This window comes from Mesorhizobium sp. IMUNJ 23033 (assembly GCF_044778005.1).
Lineage (GTDB): Bacteria > Pseudomonadota > Alphaproteobacteria > Rhizobiales > Rhizobiaceae > Mesorhizobium > Mesorhizobium amorphae_A.
The window spans coordinates 47,100-60,843 of sequence record NZ_JBJACT010000037.1 but is presented as its reverse complement, the minus strand read 5'-3'; the positions used below and the strand labels follow the sequence as shown (position 1 = coordinate 60,843).

18 protein-coding genes are annotated in these 13,744 nt (G+C 63.3%); 9 read left to right on the top strand and 9 right to left on the bottom strand.

Annotated elements, in window-relative coordinates; all coding sequences use genetic code 11:
- Positions 1-96 precede the first annotated feature (96 nt).
- The 3 genes from ACFX5Q_RS30105 (at position 97) to ACFX5Q_RS30095 (ending at position 3,990) form a co-directional block, all read left to right on the top strand.
- Positions 97-1,428 carry a sugar ABC transporter permease gene (locus ACFX5Q_RS30105; RefSeq protein WP_404283727.1) on the top strand — a complete coding sequence of 444 codons (1,332 nt, stop codon included), beginning with the start codon at positions 97-99 and terminating at the stop codon, positions 1,426-1,428.
- Positions 1,429-1,441: 13 nt separating this feature from the next.
- On the top strand, positions 1,442-2,239 hold the full coding sequence (locus ACFX5Q_RS30100; protein WP_404283725.1) for an ATP-binding cassette domain-containing protein: 798 nt from the start codon (positions 1,442-1,444) through the stop codon (positions 2,237-2,239).
- A 131-nt stretch (positions 2,240-2,370) separates the two neighbouring features.
- Entirely contained in the window at positions 2,371-3,990 is a 1,620-nt protein-coding gene (locus ACFX5Q_RS30095) for a CHASE domain-containing protein (protein ID WP_404283723.1), read from the top strand.
- Positions 3,991-4,081: 91 nt separating this feature from the next.
- Here ACFX5Q_RS30095 and ACFX5Q_RS30090 read toward each other — a convergent pair whose 3' ends face one another.
- The 6 genes from ACFX5Q_RS30090 to ACFX5Q_RS30065 form a co-directional block, all read right to left on the bottom strand.
- Positions 4,082-4,324, bottom strand: a complete 243-nt coding sequence (locus ACFX5Q_RS30090) for a YMGG-like glycine zipper-containing protein (RefSeq protein WP_120013455.1) — start codon at positions 4,322-4,324, stop codon at positions 4,082-4,084.
- Positions 4,325-4,407: 83 nt separating this feature from the next.
- On the bottom strand, positions 4,408-4,734 hold the full coding sequence (locus ACFX5Q_RS30085; protein ID WP_404283734.1) for a hypothetical protein: 327 nt from the start codon (positions 4,732-4,734) through the stop codon (positions 4,408-4,410).
- 142 nt (positions 4,735-4,876) lie between these two features.
- On the bottom strand, positions 4,877-5,050 hold the full coding sequence (locus ACFX5Q_RS30080; RefSeq protein ID WP_404283721.1) for a hypothetical protein: 174 nt from the start codon (positions 5,048-5,050) through the stop codon (positions 4,877-4,879).
- A gap of 252 nt (positions 5,051-5,302) precedes the next feature.
- Positions 5,303-6,337, bottom strand: coding sequence for a sensor histidine kinase (locus ACFX5Q_RS30075; RefSeq protein ID WP_404283719.1), 1,035 nt, complete (start codon positions 6,335-6,337; stop codon positions 5,303-5,305).
- A gap of 152 nt (positions 6,338-6,489) precedes the next feature.
- Positions 6,490-6,654 (bottom strand): DUF1328 domain-containing protein, encoded by a 165-nt coding sequence (locus ACFX5Q_RS30070; RefSeq protein ID WP_140554166.1) that lies wholly within the window; start codon positions 6,652-6,654, stop codon positions 6,490-6,492.
- A gap of 192 nt (positions 6,655-6,846) precedes the next feature.
- A complete protein-coding gene (locus tag ACFX5Q_RS30065) occupies positions 6,847-7,641 on the bottom strand; it encodes a response regulator (protein WP_120013452.1) in 795 nt (264 codons plus the stop codon).
- A 224-nt stretch (positions 7,642-7,865) separates the two neighbouring features.
- On the opposite strand from ACFX5Q_RS30065, the gene ACFX5Q_RS30060 reads away from it, so the two are divergent.
- Both ACFX5Q_RS30060 and ACFX5Q_RS30055 read left to right on the top strand, forming a co-directional pair.
- Entirely contained in the window at positions 7,866-8,069 is a 204-nt protein-coding gene (locus ACFX5Q_RS30060; protein WP_192182575.1) for a NepR family anti-sigma factor, read from the top strand.
- 2 nt (positions 8,070-8,071) lie between these two features.
- Positions 8,072-8,623, top strand: coding sequence for an RNA polymerase sigma factor (locus ACFX5Q_RS30055; RefSeq protein ID WP_006203856.1), 552 nt, complete (start codon positions 8,072-8,074; stop codon positions 8,621-8,623).
- A gap of 33 nt (positions 8,624-8,656) precedes the next feature.
- Here the strand turns inward: ACFX5Q_RS30055 and ACFX5Q_RS30050 are convergent, their stop codons facing one another.
- Entirely contained in the window at positions 8,657-8,980 is a 324-nt protein-coding gene (locus ACFX5Q_RS30050) for a response regulator (RefSeq protein ID WP_404283732.1), read from the bottom strand.
- Positions 8,981-9,196: 216 nt separating this feature from the next.
- Here ACFX5Q_RS30050 and ACFX5Q_RS30045 point away from each other — a divergent pair, with 216 nt between their 5' ends.
- The 3 genes from ACFX5Q_RS30045 to ACFX5Q_RS30035 all read left to right on the top strand — a co-directional run bounded on the left by ACFX5Q_RS30045 (position 9,197) and on the right by ACFX5Q_RS30035 (position 10,913).
- A complete protein-coding gene (locus ACFX5Q_RS30045; RefSeq protein ID WP_404283716.1) occupies positions 9,197-9,958 on the top strand; it encodes a Crp/Fnr family transcriptional regulator in 762 nt (253 codons plus the stop codon).
- 152 nt (positions 9,959-10,110) lie between these two features.
- Positions 10,111-10,437, top strand: coding sequence for a YqjD family protein (locus ACFX5Q_RS30040; RefSeq protein WP_404283714.1), 327 nt, complete (start codon positions 10,111-10,113; stop codon positions 10,435-10,437).
- An 11-nt stretch (positions 10,438-10,448) separates the two neighbouring features.
- The gene (locus ACFX5Q_RS30035; RefSeq protein WP_404283712.1) at positions 10,449-10,913 is read left to right on the top strand and encodes a hypothetical protein; all 465 of its coding nucleotides are present in this window, start codon (positions 10,449-10,451) and stop codon (positions 10,911-10,913) included.
- Positions 10,914-10,926: 13 nt separating this feature from the next.
- On the opposite strand, the gene ACFX5Q_RS30030 is transcribed toward ACFX5Q_RS30035, so the two are convergent.
- Positions 10,927-12,459 carry a sensor histidine kinase gene (locus tag ACFX5Q_RS30030; RefSeq protein WP_404283711.1) on the bottom strand — a complete coding sequence of 511 codons (1,533 nt, stop codon included), beginning with the start codon at positions 12,457-12,459 and terminating at the stop codon, positions 10,927-10,929.
- A gap of 146 nt (positions 12,460-12,605) precedes the next feature.
- Between ACFX5Q_RS30030 and ACFX5Q_RS30025 the strand changes: the two genes are divergently transcribed.
- Positions 12,606-12,779, top strand: a complete 174-nt coding sequence (locus ACFX5Q_RS30025; protein WP_085983167.1) for a hypothetical protein — start codon at positions 12,606-12,608, stop codon at positions 12,777-12,779.
- A gap of 26 nt (positions 12,780-12,805) precedes the next feature.
- Here the strand turns inward: ACFX5Q_RS30025 and ACFX5Q_RS30020 are convergent, their stop codons facing one another.
- Positions 12,806-13,726, bottom strand: coding sequence for a diacylglycerol/lipid kinase family protein (locus ACFX5Q_RS30020; protein WP_404283708.1), 921 nt, complete (start codon positions 13,724-13,726; stop codon positions 12,806-12,808).
- Positions 13,727-13,744: the final 18 nt, after the last annotated feature.

The following is a 13,744-nucleotide window of genomic DNA, read 5'->3' as shown; positions in this document are numbered from 1 at the left end:
CGCTTCTCCAAAGGCTTTCCGCTTCAATTGAGCCGGGAAAGCAAATAGCATCGTGTTCCGGCAACCGCGCCAGACGGAGACCGGTGGGAGGATATCATGACCGATACGGCTTCCAACACGCCGGTCGCCAATGCGACCGCGGATCGGGCGCGGGCTGCCGAGCTCAGCGCCGTCGGACGCTTTCTCAAGGCAACCGAACTCGATACGCGCATGCTCGGCATGGTTGGCGCGCTGCTGGTCATCTGGATCGGCATCCATATCCTGTCCGGCGGGCTTTTCCTGACGCCGCGCAATCTGTGGAACCTGTCGGTGCAGACCTCGTCGGTGGCGATCATGGCGACTGGCATGGTGCTGGTCATCGTCATGCGCAACATCGACCTTTCGGTCGGCTCCGTCGAAGGCGTGATCGGTATGATCATGGGCGTGGCGCAGGCCGAATTCCTCATTCGCGTCATCGGCTTCCAGCTCGGCAATCCCTGGCTCTGGATCATCGCACTCGCCGCCGGCGTGGCGCTCGGCCTTCTGATCGGCGCGTTCCAGGGCTTCATAATCGCCTATATGGAGGTGCCTGCCTTCATCGTGACGCTGGGCGGCCTGCTGGTCTGGCGCGGCATGGCGTGGCTGATCACCAGCGGCCGCACGGTCGCGCCGCTCGATGCCACCTTCCAATTGATGGGCGGCGGGCCACGCGGTTCGATCGGCGCCACCGCCAGCTGGATCGTCGGTGTCGTGGCTTGCGCGGCAGTCGCCTTCGCGCTGCTCAACGGCCGCTCGCAGCGCAAACGCTTCAACTTCCCGCTGCGCCCGGTGTGGGCGGAGACATTCCTCGGCGTGGTCGCCTGCGCCGCCATCGTTGGCGCGGTGTGGGTCGCCAATTCCTATCCGTGGCCGGTCGGCATCGTGCGCCAGTACGCGCAGCAGAACGGCATCACCATTCCCGAAGGCGGCCTGTTCATCGCCCATGGCATCGCCATCCCGGTGCTGATGGCGGTCGCGGTCGGCATCGTCATGACCTTCATCACCAGGCGCACCCGGTTCGGCCGCTATGTCTTCGCCATCGGTGGCAATCCTGAAGCGGCGGAACTCGCCGGCATCAACACCCGCTGGGTGACGATGAAGGTGTTCATGATCATGGGCGTGCTGGCGGCAATCAGCGCGGCGATCTCGTCGGCGCGCCTCAACGCCTCGACCAATGCGCTGGGCACGCTGGACGAGCTTCTGGTCATCGCCGCCGCCGTCATCGGCGGCACGTCGCTGGCCGGCGGTTCGGGCACGGTGCTGGGCGCCATGCTCGGCGCACTGCTGATGCAGTCGCTGCAGTCCGGCATGGTGCTGCTCGGCATCGACTCGCCGCTGCAGAGCATCGTCGTCGGCGCCGTGCTGGTCGTCGCCGTCTGGCTCGACACCGTCTATCGCAAGCGAGTCTGAGGAGGACGCGGCCATGGAAAAGACTGCTCCCACGGGCACACCGCTGATCGACATGCGCAACATCTCGATCGCCTTCGGCGGCATTCGCGCCGTCGACGATGCGTCGATCGATCTCTTCCCAGGCGAGGTAGTGGCGCTGCTCGGCCACAATGGCGCCGGCAAGTCGACGCTGATCAAGATCCTGTCCGGCGCCTATAAGCGCGATGCGGGCCAGATTTTCGTCAACGGCGAGGAGGCCTCGATCTCCAATCCGCGAGACGCCAAGAAATACGGCATCGAGACGATCTACCAGACGCTGGCGCTGGCCGACAATGTCGACGCCGCCGCTAACCTCTTCCTTGGCCGCGAGCTGATGACCGGTTGGGGCACGCTAGACGATGTCGCCATGGAAGCCGAGGCGCGCAAGGTGATGGGCCGGCTCAATGCGCGCTTTCAGCGCTTCAAGGATCCGGTGGTCAAGCTCTCGGGCGGCCAGCGGCAGTCGGTAGCGATCGCGCGCGCCATCCTGTTCAACGCCCGCATCCTGATCATGGACGAGCCGACGGCCGCACTCGGCCCGCAGGAAACAGCCCAGGTCGGCGAACTGGTCAGGCAGCTCAAGGCCGACGGCATCGGCATTTTCCTGATCAGCCACGACATCCACGACGTGTTCGAGCTTGCCGACCGGGTCTGCGTGATGAAGAACGGCCAGGTCGTCGGCACGGCGCGCACCAGCGACGTTACCCAGGACGAGGTGCTCGGCATGATCATCCTCGGCAAGTGCCCGCCCGGCGCCATTCCCGGGCCAGGCGCGCTGAAAATCGCTGCCTGAGACATCAAGTAAGCCGGCTAACTGTCTTCTAATGTGATATGCCAGCCGTCATGATGGTTTGGCCGCGCCATTGTGTTGGCGCGGGGACTTGCTCATAAAAGGGTCCGAATCGCCATGGGCAACGCCATCCATTGAAGAAGTTTTTCCCGATCGTCGCCTTCATCGCCGTCGCGCTGATCAGCCTGACGATGGCGGGCTTTGCGTATTTCGCCACGCAAGAGGCGGCGCGCATCAAATTCGCCGCGACGGCGGATGACGCGCTCAACCGCATCGAGAGCCGCATCGACCTGCATCTGTCGTTGCTGCGCTCGACCCAGGCGCTGTTCGACGCCCGCAACGGCGACATCTCGCGTGGCGAGTTCAAGGCTTTCTTCAGCGCGCTCGACGTCGACAACAATTTCGCCGGACTGCGCGGCATCGGCTTTCTCAGGCTGGCCAAGACAGGCGACGAGGCCGCGGTCGAGCGCGACATACTGCGCGACCAGGGTGTCGCGCATGCGGTCTATCCGGCGACGACGCAGCCATGGCGGACGCCGGTCGTGCTGTTCGAACCGATGGACCCGTCCAACCAGGCCAGCATCGGCTTCGACATGTTCACCGAGCCAGTGCGGCGGGCGGCGATCGAAAAGGCGATGGCCGACGACCAGCAGCACGCAAGCGGCCTGATCCAGCTCGGCCAGGGGACAGGTGCCGCGCAGACTTTCACCGGCTTCCTGGTTTTCGTGCGGCTCAAGGTCGAGACCGCGCCTGACGTCATCAACGCCACGCGCTCCTCGACAGCGGGTTTCCTCTATGCGGCCTTCCGCGCCCGCGACCTGTTCCAGGTCGCGCTCAGCCGCGCGCCGCTGCTGCCGGTCAACACCGAGATCTATGACGGCGAAGTGGATGCCGGAAATCTTCTGTTCCAGTCTGAGACGCCGCCGGTTTCGATATTCGGCGACCGGCTGCTGGTCACCCGCAAGCTCGTCGTGGCAGGGCGGCAATGGACCGTCCTTTTCAGGCCGACAAGCGCCTTCTCGCAGCCCTCTTCGCGCGCCATTCCGGTGATGCTCGGCCTGTTCGGTTTGCTGCTTGCCGGGGCCATTGCGCTGGTGGCCCGCTTTCAGGAGCGGGCCTATGACGCGGTTTCGCTGTTGCACGAGACGACCGAAAAGAGCCTGCTCGAAAAGGACCTGATGCTGCAGGAGATGAAGCATCGTATCAAGAACTCGATCACAAGGGTGCTGGCGATCGCCCGGCAGACCGCGTCGCACGCCACCGATGTGAAGGAGTTCTCGTCATCCTTCTCGGCCAGGCTGCAGGCGATGGCTGCTTCGCAGGACATGCTGACGCGTTCGCGCTGGCAGAAGGCCGATCTCGGCGACCTGCTGCGCATCGAGCTTGGCCAGGTATTCGGCAAGGAGCTTCCAGAGGGGATATTGTCGGGGCCGGAAGTGCTGCTCGACGAGACGACGACGCAGGCGCTCGGCCTGACCTTCCATGAGCTGGCGACGAATGCGCTGAAATATGGCGAGGCCGGCAATTCGGTGGGCGCGCTCAAGGTCGATTGGTCGGTCGAGGGTCGCGGGCATGACAGGACGCTGGCGCTCAACTGGCATGAAACAGGGGGCAAGCCACTGGACGCGCCGGCCAAGACAGGCTTCGGCACCAAGCTGATCGACCTCAACGTCACGCGCGAATTGCGCGGTACGATCAAGCGCGACTTTCACGCCGACGGGCTGAAGGTGAAAATCAGGATCCCATTGGTCTGAATCGCGGCTGCGGTAAGCGGACCCGCGCCAGGCAGAAAAACGGAGACCGGACGAGCCGGTCTCCGTTGCTATGCTTGCATGCTGAAGCGGATCAGCAGCGGGCCGTGTAGAGACGACCGCGATTGTCGCGGTACTGGCAATAGCCATTGCGCAGGTTGCGCACGAGCAGACCGGATCCGGCACCGACGGCTGCGCCGATGAGCGCACCCCTGCCGCCGCCGATCAGGCCGCCGGCCACTGCGCCGACACCGGCGCCGACGCCAACGTCCTGCTCGGTCGTGCTGCAGCCGCTGATTGCGACCACGGCAACCATGGCAATAATCACTTTCCGCATAGAGTCTCTCCTCACTTTTGTCCTGATTTTAGCGAGTACCAGCCGTCATTTAGCATGAAACAACGGCCTTTGCCTGCCCGATTTTACTGTTGGCTAAGATAGTCTTTTTCGGGGCGCGCAGCGTTCGATGCAACCACAAGGTTGGAAACCTGCAAGGAGGCATTGAGCGTGCCGTCCGGGCGCACGTTCCAGACGATCTGGTCGTAGTCATCCTCCAGAGCCGGATCGACAGTGAGGCACTCGGCAACGATATGCGGAGCCTGGCCCTGGACATCGGTCAGGACAAAAGGCCTTTCGGCGGTGCATTCCGCGGCGGTCTCGAAGACGCTGACTGGCACGGACAATTCACGGCACTCGGTCATGGTGTTCGAGCAGCCGATGACCAGGAGCAAAGCAGCGATGTGTTCCATGGCAACAAACCTCTCGCCATAAGAACGGTCGAAATCAGCCAAAGTTCCTGCGCCAGCGGCGGGGCAGTCAACAATTCGGGGCAGCTGCCCGCAAGGCTCCGCTGTGATCTTCAGACGAGCGCGAGATTACTCGGGTTCGACGTCAGGTCAGTTGCCATGCCGCCGCCAGCACCACGGCAGCGACCAACACGACGGCGGCGAAGTGAAGCAAAGGGTGGAAGTGCCGCGATGCCGAGGTCTGGGCCTCGGGGTCCTGGAATCCACTCATCGAGACGCGGGCGGCTTGCTCAAGCCTGTTCATGTCGGCAACCGTCAAGACCAATCCCTCCCCTGGAGAGATTCAGCTTCTGATAGAACGCTGCCCCGCTCCAAGTATTCGTTTTCGCGCAATTCCGGATGGAAAACCGCTGCGTACTTTCCTGGAATTGCTCTGTTGCGCTGCGACCGCGGCGGGACATCCGGCGGGTCGGCAGGCTCCAGCGCTATCCGGCCAAGGCAGCATCCAACTTTATGGTGAACAGCCGGTTAAGAACTGCAACTTTCTCGTGCGTTGGCACGCGATATCCGGTCAGTCCGTTTCGAAATTGCCGTGCGGGACGACGAGGCGGTATTCGACACGGTCGCCGGTGATTTCGAGCGTCGCCGTTCCGTTCAGCGATGTCGGTACGACGCGCTCAAGCGCTACGCTGCCAAAACGCTTCTCGCTGGGTTGCCGGTCACGGGCGCCGATGGCTTCGGTCCATGTCAGCGACAGGGCAGGCTTGTCGGCCGAGGCGGCGGTCAGTTTGGCTGTGACCTCGACAAAGCCATCCGGCCGCGACAGGGCGCCGTAGCTCACCGAATTGACGGCGAGTTCGTGCATCGCCAGGCCGATATGCAAGGCGGCATTGGGGTTGAGGTAAGGATTCTCGCCGGCGAAGCGCAAGCTTCGCCTGGGGTCCGAGCCGTAGCGCGCAACCTGCCCGGAGACCAGCTCGCGCAGGGCTGCACCCCGCCAGTTGGAGGACGTCACCAGATCCTGGGACGAGGCCAGCGACTGCAGCCGGCCGCGAAAGCGCGTCAGGAAATCACCGAGCGTCTCGGAATAGCGGCCGGTCTGGGTGGCGATGCTCTGGATGATGGCCAAAAGGTTCTTCGAGCGATGGCTGACCTCGCGCAGCAGTGTCTTCAAGGTCTGCTCGCGGCGTTTCTGCTCGGTGGTTTCCACCATGGTGGTGACGACCCCCTGTACGGCGCCGCTTTCGCCATGATCGGCATCGATCCACACCTGGAACCAGCGTATGCCGTCTTCGACGGGAACACCGAGTTCGAGACGTTCCGGATTGCCTGAGGCGACGACGTTGCGTTTGGCGGCGCCGATGCGCTCCGCCTGCGCCGGCGGCAGTATGCCGTTGCTGTCGGCGGCGTCGGACGCCCATGGCGCGCGCATGTTGCGCGCCCACACGGTCTTCATGTCGCGATCCTGGTAGAGAACGGAAATGCCGGCATTGTGCAGCGCGTGAAGAAGAGCCCGGCCAAGCTGCATTCCGCTTTCGGCCGGATGCAGAGCGATGACTTCATCACTCCGCCGGCTGTCGTTCAGGTCTGGGGCCTTGGAACGCATTTTTTTGCCACCGAACCCAGGCTGAACGGTTCATTCTGAAATGGGTTCCCATTAAACGGTCCGCCGAGCGGCACCTCGTTGGAGTGCACCGCCCGGCGGTGGCTGGAAACCGTTTGAGGGGTGCGGCTTCCAGTGTCCGATCGCGCCGCCCTTCACGCCCGTTTGAACAGGCCGGCAAGCAGCGAAATGATCAAGAAGGCGAGAAAGATGAAGAACAGTATCTGTGCAATGCCGGCCGATGTGCCGGCGATGCCGCCGAAACCAAGCGCGCCGGCGATGATCGCCACGACGAGAAATACGAGCGCCCAGTAGAGCATGATCCGTCTCCTTCCAATGCTGAGGCAAAACGTGGTTGGTTGGTGTTTGTTCCACCATTTGCTTAAAAAGACGATCCCGGAAAACCGCTCCAGGCGCGAAATTAATCGTGCGGCGAGGCAGTCGAGCGACCGGCGCGCAACACGTCATTTCGTTGGGAAACAGGCCAGCGCCCCGATGGCGCGGGCCTCGGCCTATGCTGCTGCCTTGGCCTGCCTGTCGAAGAACAGCGCTTGGCTGATCAGCGCCTTGACCATATCCGGATTGAACGGCTTGGTGACGAGGAAGGCCGGTTCAGGCCGTTCGCCGGTCAGCAGGCGCTCGGGAAAGGCGGTGATGAAGATCACCGGCACCGATGTGGACGACAGGATCTCGTTCACCGCTTCGATACCCGAACTGCCGTCGGCAAGCTGAATATCGGCCAGCACCATCTTCGGCCGCGTCTTGCCGAATATCGTCACCGCCTCGGCATGGGTGCGCGCCGTTCCGACGACGCGATGGCCAAGGCTCTCGACCATCTCCTCGATGTCCATGGCAATCAGCGGCTCGTCTTCGATGATCAGCACGTCGGTCGCCACCTGGCGGGAAATCTCGTTGCTCGCCTGGGCAAGCAGATCCGAAAATTCCTGTTCGTCGGCATCGAGGATTTCCGCCGCCTCGTCCTCGCTGAAGCCTTCGACGGCGACCAGCAGGAAAGCCTGGCGCGGGCGCGGGGCGATCGCGTTTAGATTGGCCGCGGCGCGTTGCTCCCATGCCGATTGGGCATGCTCCTGCGGAACACGGATGGCGATCGAGGTGAACAGCCTGGCGAAAACCTTGTACAGCGCAATACGGTCGTTCGATGCATCGGGAAAGATATCGACGTCGGCGATGATGGCTTCGAGCATCGCGGCGACCAGTGCATCGCCACTTTCCTGTGATCCGGAAACGGCGCGCGAGAAGCGGCGCAGGAACGGCAGGTGCGGCGCGATGGTGGCGGAAAGGCTCATGATGGACGTCTCCCTCAGATGACGCAATTGCATAAGTCGCAGGTCTAGCCGAATGCAAGTCCCGAAGACCCAAACGCCAGCTTTCCTAAAAAGTTCCGATCAACGTGGAACTAATATAAGAGGATGGCGTTCTGGGCTGGGATGGGCAAACCAGACGAGGGTGCCGCTTGCCTTTTGTTTTGTGTTGTTGGGGTGCGGCTCGGGTGCTGGAATCAAGGGCAAAAATGAAGAATATGACGAAAGATATCACGGCTGGCGCCGCGGGCAGGCGCCGGGCTGCTTCCGGTGACCCGCTCGGGCCAAATTCGGAAATCGGCCGCAAACTCAAGCAATATTACGATGAGCTGGTCTCCGATCACGTGCCGGATCGTTTTGCCCAGCTGCTCAGCCAGCTGGAGCGGACCGAACCCGCGCCGAAGAAGGACTGAGCATGACGGCCGTTTCCCAGAGCTTCAAGACCGATCTGCTCGGCTCGATCCCGAGCCTGCGCGCCTTTGCCGTGTCGCTGACGCAAAACGCCGACAAGGCCGACGACCTGGTGCAGGAAACGCTGGTCAAGGCTTGGGACAAGCATGAAAGCTTCCAGCCGGGCACCAATCTCAAGGCCTGGCTGTTCACCATCCTGCGCAATGAATTCTATTCTCAAATGCGAAAACGCGGCCGCGAGGTGCAGGACAGTGACGGCATCATGACGGCGAGGCTCGCGGTGCATCCGGCCCAGCACGGCCAGCTGGACCTCAAGGACTTTCGCGGCGCGCTCGAGCAACTACCCGAGGACCAGCGCGAAGCCATCATCCTGATCGGCGCGTCCGGTTTTTCCTACGAGGAAGCCGCCGAGATCTGCGGCTGTGCGGTCGGCACGATCAAAAGCCGCGTCAGCCGGGCCCGCACACGACTGCAGGAGATCCTGAAGATTTCCGGCGAAGACGAGTACGGCCCGGATGCGATCTCGGCGCAGGTGACGGGGTCGAACGCAGCGTGAGCGTCAACTGGCGCCGGTGCACGACATCCTGATTCAGACTGGTCCGGACGAGCGCCCGCAGGCCGCGGCCACAGCCTCGACGAGATCGTCTCCCGAATAGGGTTTTGCGACCAGCCTGACGCCTGGAAAAGACGCCTTGATCTCGTCGGCGTCCGAATGACCGGAGGCGAAGATGAAGGGCACGCCCGACTCGCGTAGTGCCGAGGCGAAGTCGCGTGTCGATGCGCCACCCAGCATGAGGTCGACGATGGCCGCATCAAATTGCTCAACCACATCCTGGGGCTCGATTTCCGTAAGGTCGCGGGCAATCACCACGTTGCCGGCGCCATAGTCGCGGCACAGCTGCTCGACATCCATGGCAATCAGGAATTCGTCTTCGAGGACGAGGATCCGCAATCCGTCGAGCAATGAGGGCACCGGGCAATGTCTCCTTGAAACGGAGCGAGTCATGAGCGCTATTTGGCGGTCTGTCATTTAAAAAAGACGTGGCCATGGCGATTGCGGAACTTCCGTTCCGGCAACGCGTTTGCTGTCGGCCCCGTCAGAGGCCGGGTTTCGAAGAGGGGGGTCGAAATGCCCGCGCAACACGGTCGTTCTTTGTCCAGCCGTCAGTATCCATGCGAAAGCTGCCCGCTGCGGCCGCTGCCGGCCTTCCGTGAGTTCGAGAAGAAGGAACTGCTGTTTGTCAGCACGTTCAAGAAGGGGGAGCTGGCCGTCGACAAGGGCGCCACGGTCCTGGTCGAGGGCAGCCACAGCGCGCATCTCTACACGGTACTCTCGGGCTGGGCCTTCCGCTACAAATTGCTGTCGGACGGCCGCCGCCAGATCCTGAACTATTCGATGCCCGGCGATCTCATCGGCCTGCAGGGCAGCCTGATGGGCGAGATGCAGCACTCCGTCGAGGCGCTGTCGCCGATGCTGCTTTGCGTCTTCGAGCGCGAACAACTGCATGAGCTCTATCGCAATCATCCGGGTCTCGCCTACGACATCACCTGGATCGCGTCGCGGGAGGAACGCATGCTGGACGAGAATTTGCTCAGCATCGGCCGGCGCACGGCGATGGAGCGCGCCGCCTATCTCATCGCCTTCATCTCCAGCCGCGCCCGCGCGGTCGGCCTGAACGGCAAGACACCGGTGCAGATACCGATCACCCAGCAGCACATCGCCGACACGCTGGGCCTGTCGCTGGTCCATACCAACAAGACGATCCGCAAGCTGATTGACCGCAAGCTGATCGTCTGGCGCGATGGCGGCTGCGAGGTGGTCGACAGCGACCGACTCAAAGAGCTCGCCCATTGGGAGGGGCTGAGCGAGGATCGCAGGCCGCTGATCTGACGCTTCAGCCGAAGGAATTCGAACTGGGCTGGACTCATAAGCGCAAACACCCTTTCATGGCCGTCGTTCCGATTTCGGAACCTTGGGGCGTATGTTCGGAACCTCGGCGTGTGTTGGGCGTTTGAAATCAAGCAAACGCAAGGAGTTAAGCAATGGCGACTGCCACTGGAAAGACCGCGAACGAAAGCCGGACGAATTCGGATCTCGAAGCCGACATCAGGCAGTTGAAAGCCGACATCGAAAAACTCACCAAGCAGTTGGCCAAGACCGGCGAACATGGATATGGCACGGCGCGGCGCGCCGCCAGCGAAGGCGTCGAGCAATTGCGCGCCCAAGGCGAAGCCGCCTTCGACACCTTGCGCGGCAACGCCAAGGATATCGAAGCGCAGATAGCGGCGAATGTGCGCGAAAAGCCGGTGACCTCGCTGGCAATCGCCGCCGGTGTGGGCTTCCTCTTCGCGCTGTTGGCGCGGCGCTAGTTCCTGCACAGATGGGAATGCTGGCATCGCTGATCTCGGCCCTCGCCACTAGCGAAACCGTTGCTGCCCTGCGCCGTGCGCGCACGGCCGCAATCGTCTATGCGGTTGCCGCGGCTGCCGCACTATGCGGCCTCGGCTTCCTCATCGGGGCGGCCTATATCTGGGCGGCTGAACGCTATGGCTCGTTGGCCGCCGCCATTGGCTTCGGCGTCGGCTTCCTGGCGGTCGCGGGGCTCACTCTCATCGTCTATCAGGTGTCGGCCGGTGCGCGCGCGCGGCGCCGGGCGCGCAGGCGCAGCGCGGACATGAAAGCGATCGGCATCACGGCGGCCCTTGCCGTATTGCCGGCGCTGCTCAAGGGCAAGGGCGGCCTGGGTGCCATTCTCGGCCCGGCGGTCGCGCTCGCGGCTTACGCCATCTACCGCGAGAATGTGAAGCCCGATGCCGACGACAAGGATACCGGCGAAACGGACTAAATTAGATTCGGGCTTACTTCGGCAGATCCTCCAGCGGCATCGAGATCTCGGCAAAGACGCCCTCGGGACGGAATTCGTGGGTCACCTCGCTGGAGATGACCTTGGCCAGGCTGCGGCGGATCAGGATCGAGCCAAAGCCGTGGCGGTCGGGGGGCTCCACCGGCGGGCCGCTGCTTTCACGCCAGGTCAGCACCAGGCGCCGCGCGCCTCTTTTGCCTTCGGCCTTCCAGGTGACATCGACCCTTCCGGACGCCACCGACAGCGACCCGTATTGCAGCGCATTGCTGGCAAGCTCGTGCAGGATCAGGCCCAGCCCAACCGCCTGGTCGGGCGTAAGCAGGAGATCGGCGCCGGAAATCGTCATGCGCGGCCGCTCAGTGCTGTCGAACGGTTTGACCTCGATCTGCACCAACTCCCTGATGCCGATGCCGCGCCATTCGCGGTCCGACAAAAGATTGTGGGCAACGCCCAGCGCCTGCAGTCTGGCGCCGAAGGCTTCGAGGAATTCGCTGGGCTGGCGGGCATGGCGAACGGTCTGTGTCGCCAGCGCCTGCACGGTCGCCAGTGTGTTCTTGACGCGGTGGTTCAGCTCGCGCAACAGCAGCCTTTGCCGTTCGTCGCCGAGCTTGCGCTCGGTGATGTCGTAGTTGACGCCGAAGATCAGCGTCGGCTTGCCGTCGCCGTCGCGTTCGATGACACGGCCGCGCGTGGCCACCCAGCGCGGCGGATGCATGCCCTTGACGCGGTATTCGCCAAAGTAGTCGTCGCTACCGGTCAGCGCGTCGCGAAAGCGCGTCTCGGTCTGGTAGACGTCGCGCGGGTCGATTGCGGCCAGGATGTCGCGGGCTCGCAGCCGGTTGGAGCGCGGCAGGTTGAACAGCTCCGACAGCAGCACATCGCATTCGATGATGTCGGTGCGGATGTCCCAAGCCCAGCTGGCCAAAGATGCGGCGTCGAGCGCGATGGCGCGGCGCTTTTCCTCGCGCTCAAGTGCGGCCGCGGCGATGGCGCCATTGCGGGTGGCGTCCTTCAGCGTGAACAGGCTGGCGGCAAGGCCGGCAAGCGCCTTCAATTGCCCGAGCTTGGCGGCAGACGGAAAGGCATGAGGCTTGCGGTCGAGCACGCAGAGCGTGCCGATGCGGGTGCCGGCCACCACCATCGGCGCGCCGGCGTAGAAGCGGATATGCTGCTTGCCGGTGACCAACGGATTGCCGGCGAAGCGAGGGTCGAGGGTAGCGTCGGCCACCACCATCGGCTCGTCGCCGGCGGCGATCGCATGGGCGCAGAAGGATATTTCGGTCGCCGTTTCGGTCTCGTCGAAGCCAATGCAGGATTTGAACCACTGCCGCTCGGCATCAACCAGGGTGATCAGCGCGACAGGCGCCTGCATCACGGCCGCGGCGAGGCCGCTGATGCGATCGAAGTCCGGATCGGCTGCCGTATCGAACGCATCGAGGCCATGGAGCACGGCGAGCCGATCCGGCGCGTTTATGGCGCCAAACACATCTGCCGGCACTCCCGGTGCACTCTCAACCCTGTTGTCCACCGAGCCCCCAAATTCCCGGGTTTGTGGTCGCAGGCCGCCACGCAGTCAGACTCGGCTGTCTGCGGAACTTTCGTAGCAAGGAATCGTTACCCGACCATGTTTTGCCAGTTCCCGCCCGCCGGCGCCAAACCATGAGGGAGCCGACCATGAAGATCATCCCTGAAGACAAAGCCCGTCAAGGGCGGTGGGGACGGCACGGCCTCAGGATTCTGATCGCGGCCCTGCTTCTGGCTTTTGTCGCATGGGGCATCGCCGAGATTTATGGCGAGATGATCGACACCAACACGCCCGCCGATCAAGACCAGGCACCCGCCGGCTAGCTGCGGCTTCATGGCGTCGGGCTGCATTACGCGGCCTTTGCCCGGGCAGCGCGCGCGGGCACAAGCACGTTCAATGCGCCGGGGTGGATCCGGATTTCCGTTTCACGGTCGAGCCTGATCAGTTCGCCGTCCATGACGGCGCGGAATTTCTTCGCCGCCGAATGGATTTTCAGGACCGCCCTGTCGGCCTGGTGGATTTCGACATGCTCGCTGTCGCGCCATCTGCCGCGCGCCATGTCGAGGAAGAACCTGGCCAACTCGCCACGCTGCCGCGCCACCGCAACGTAGATGCCGAGCACGCCGCCGGTAGGATTGTCGGCATAGGGCAGGTGGCCCTCGCCGAACAGATTGTTGGTGATGCCGATGCCGGTCGTACGGGTGACGATCTCGGCTTCGCCGATGGTCAGCGTCACCTTCATGGCCGGCGGGTTCTTGATGGTTGCCCAGGCGGCACGTACCGACGCCCGCATCTTTCCCAGGCGTGAGCCGAACTCCATCTTCTGGCGCAACTGGACCATCTTGGCATGCAGGCCGACCGAGAACTGATGCACGAATGGCCGGCCATTGGCGCTGGCAATGTCGACGGCGATCACCTCGCCATCGGCAAAGGATTTCACGGCGGCGTCGAGCGTTTGCGGGATGCCGAGCCCACGAGCGAAAAGGTTCATGGTGCCGGCGGGCAGGATGGCCAGTGCCTTCTTGCGATTCATCAGCAGGGCCGCCGCGGCCGAGATGGTGCCATCACCGCCACCGGCAAGCACGACGTTGACACCACGCCGCGCCGCGGCTTTCTCCAGCGCAGCCTCGATGTCGCCACCGGCAACGATGTCGATGTCGATAGAATGGCCCGCTGCCTCCAGCGTCTCGCGCATCTGCTCGGAAAAGGCTGGGAGATCGGTCGTGCGCAAGGTGCCGCCGTCCCGGTTCAGCACCGCCGCAAATCGCATGCCCGCTCCGATTTTCTT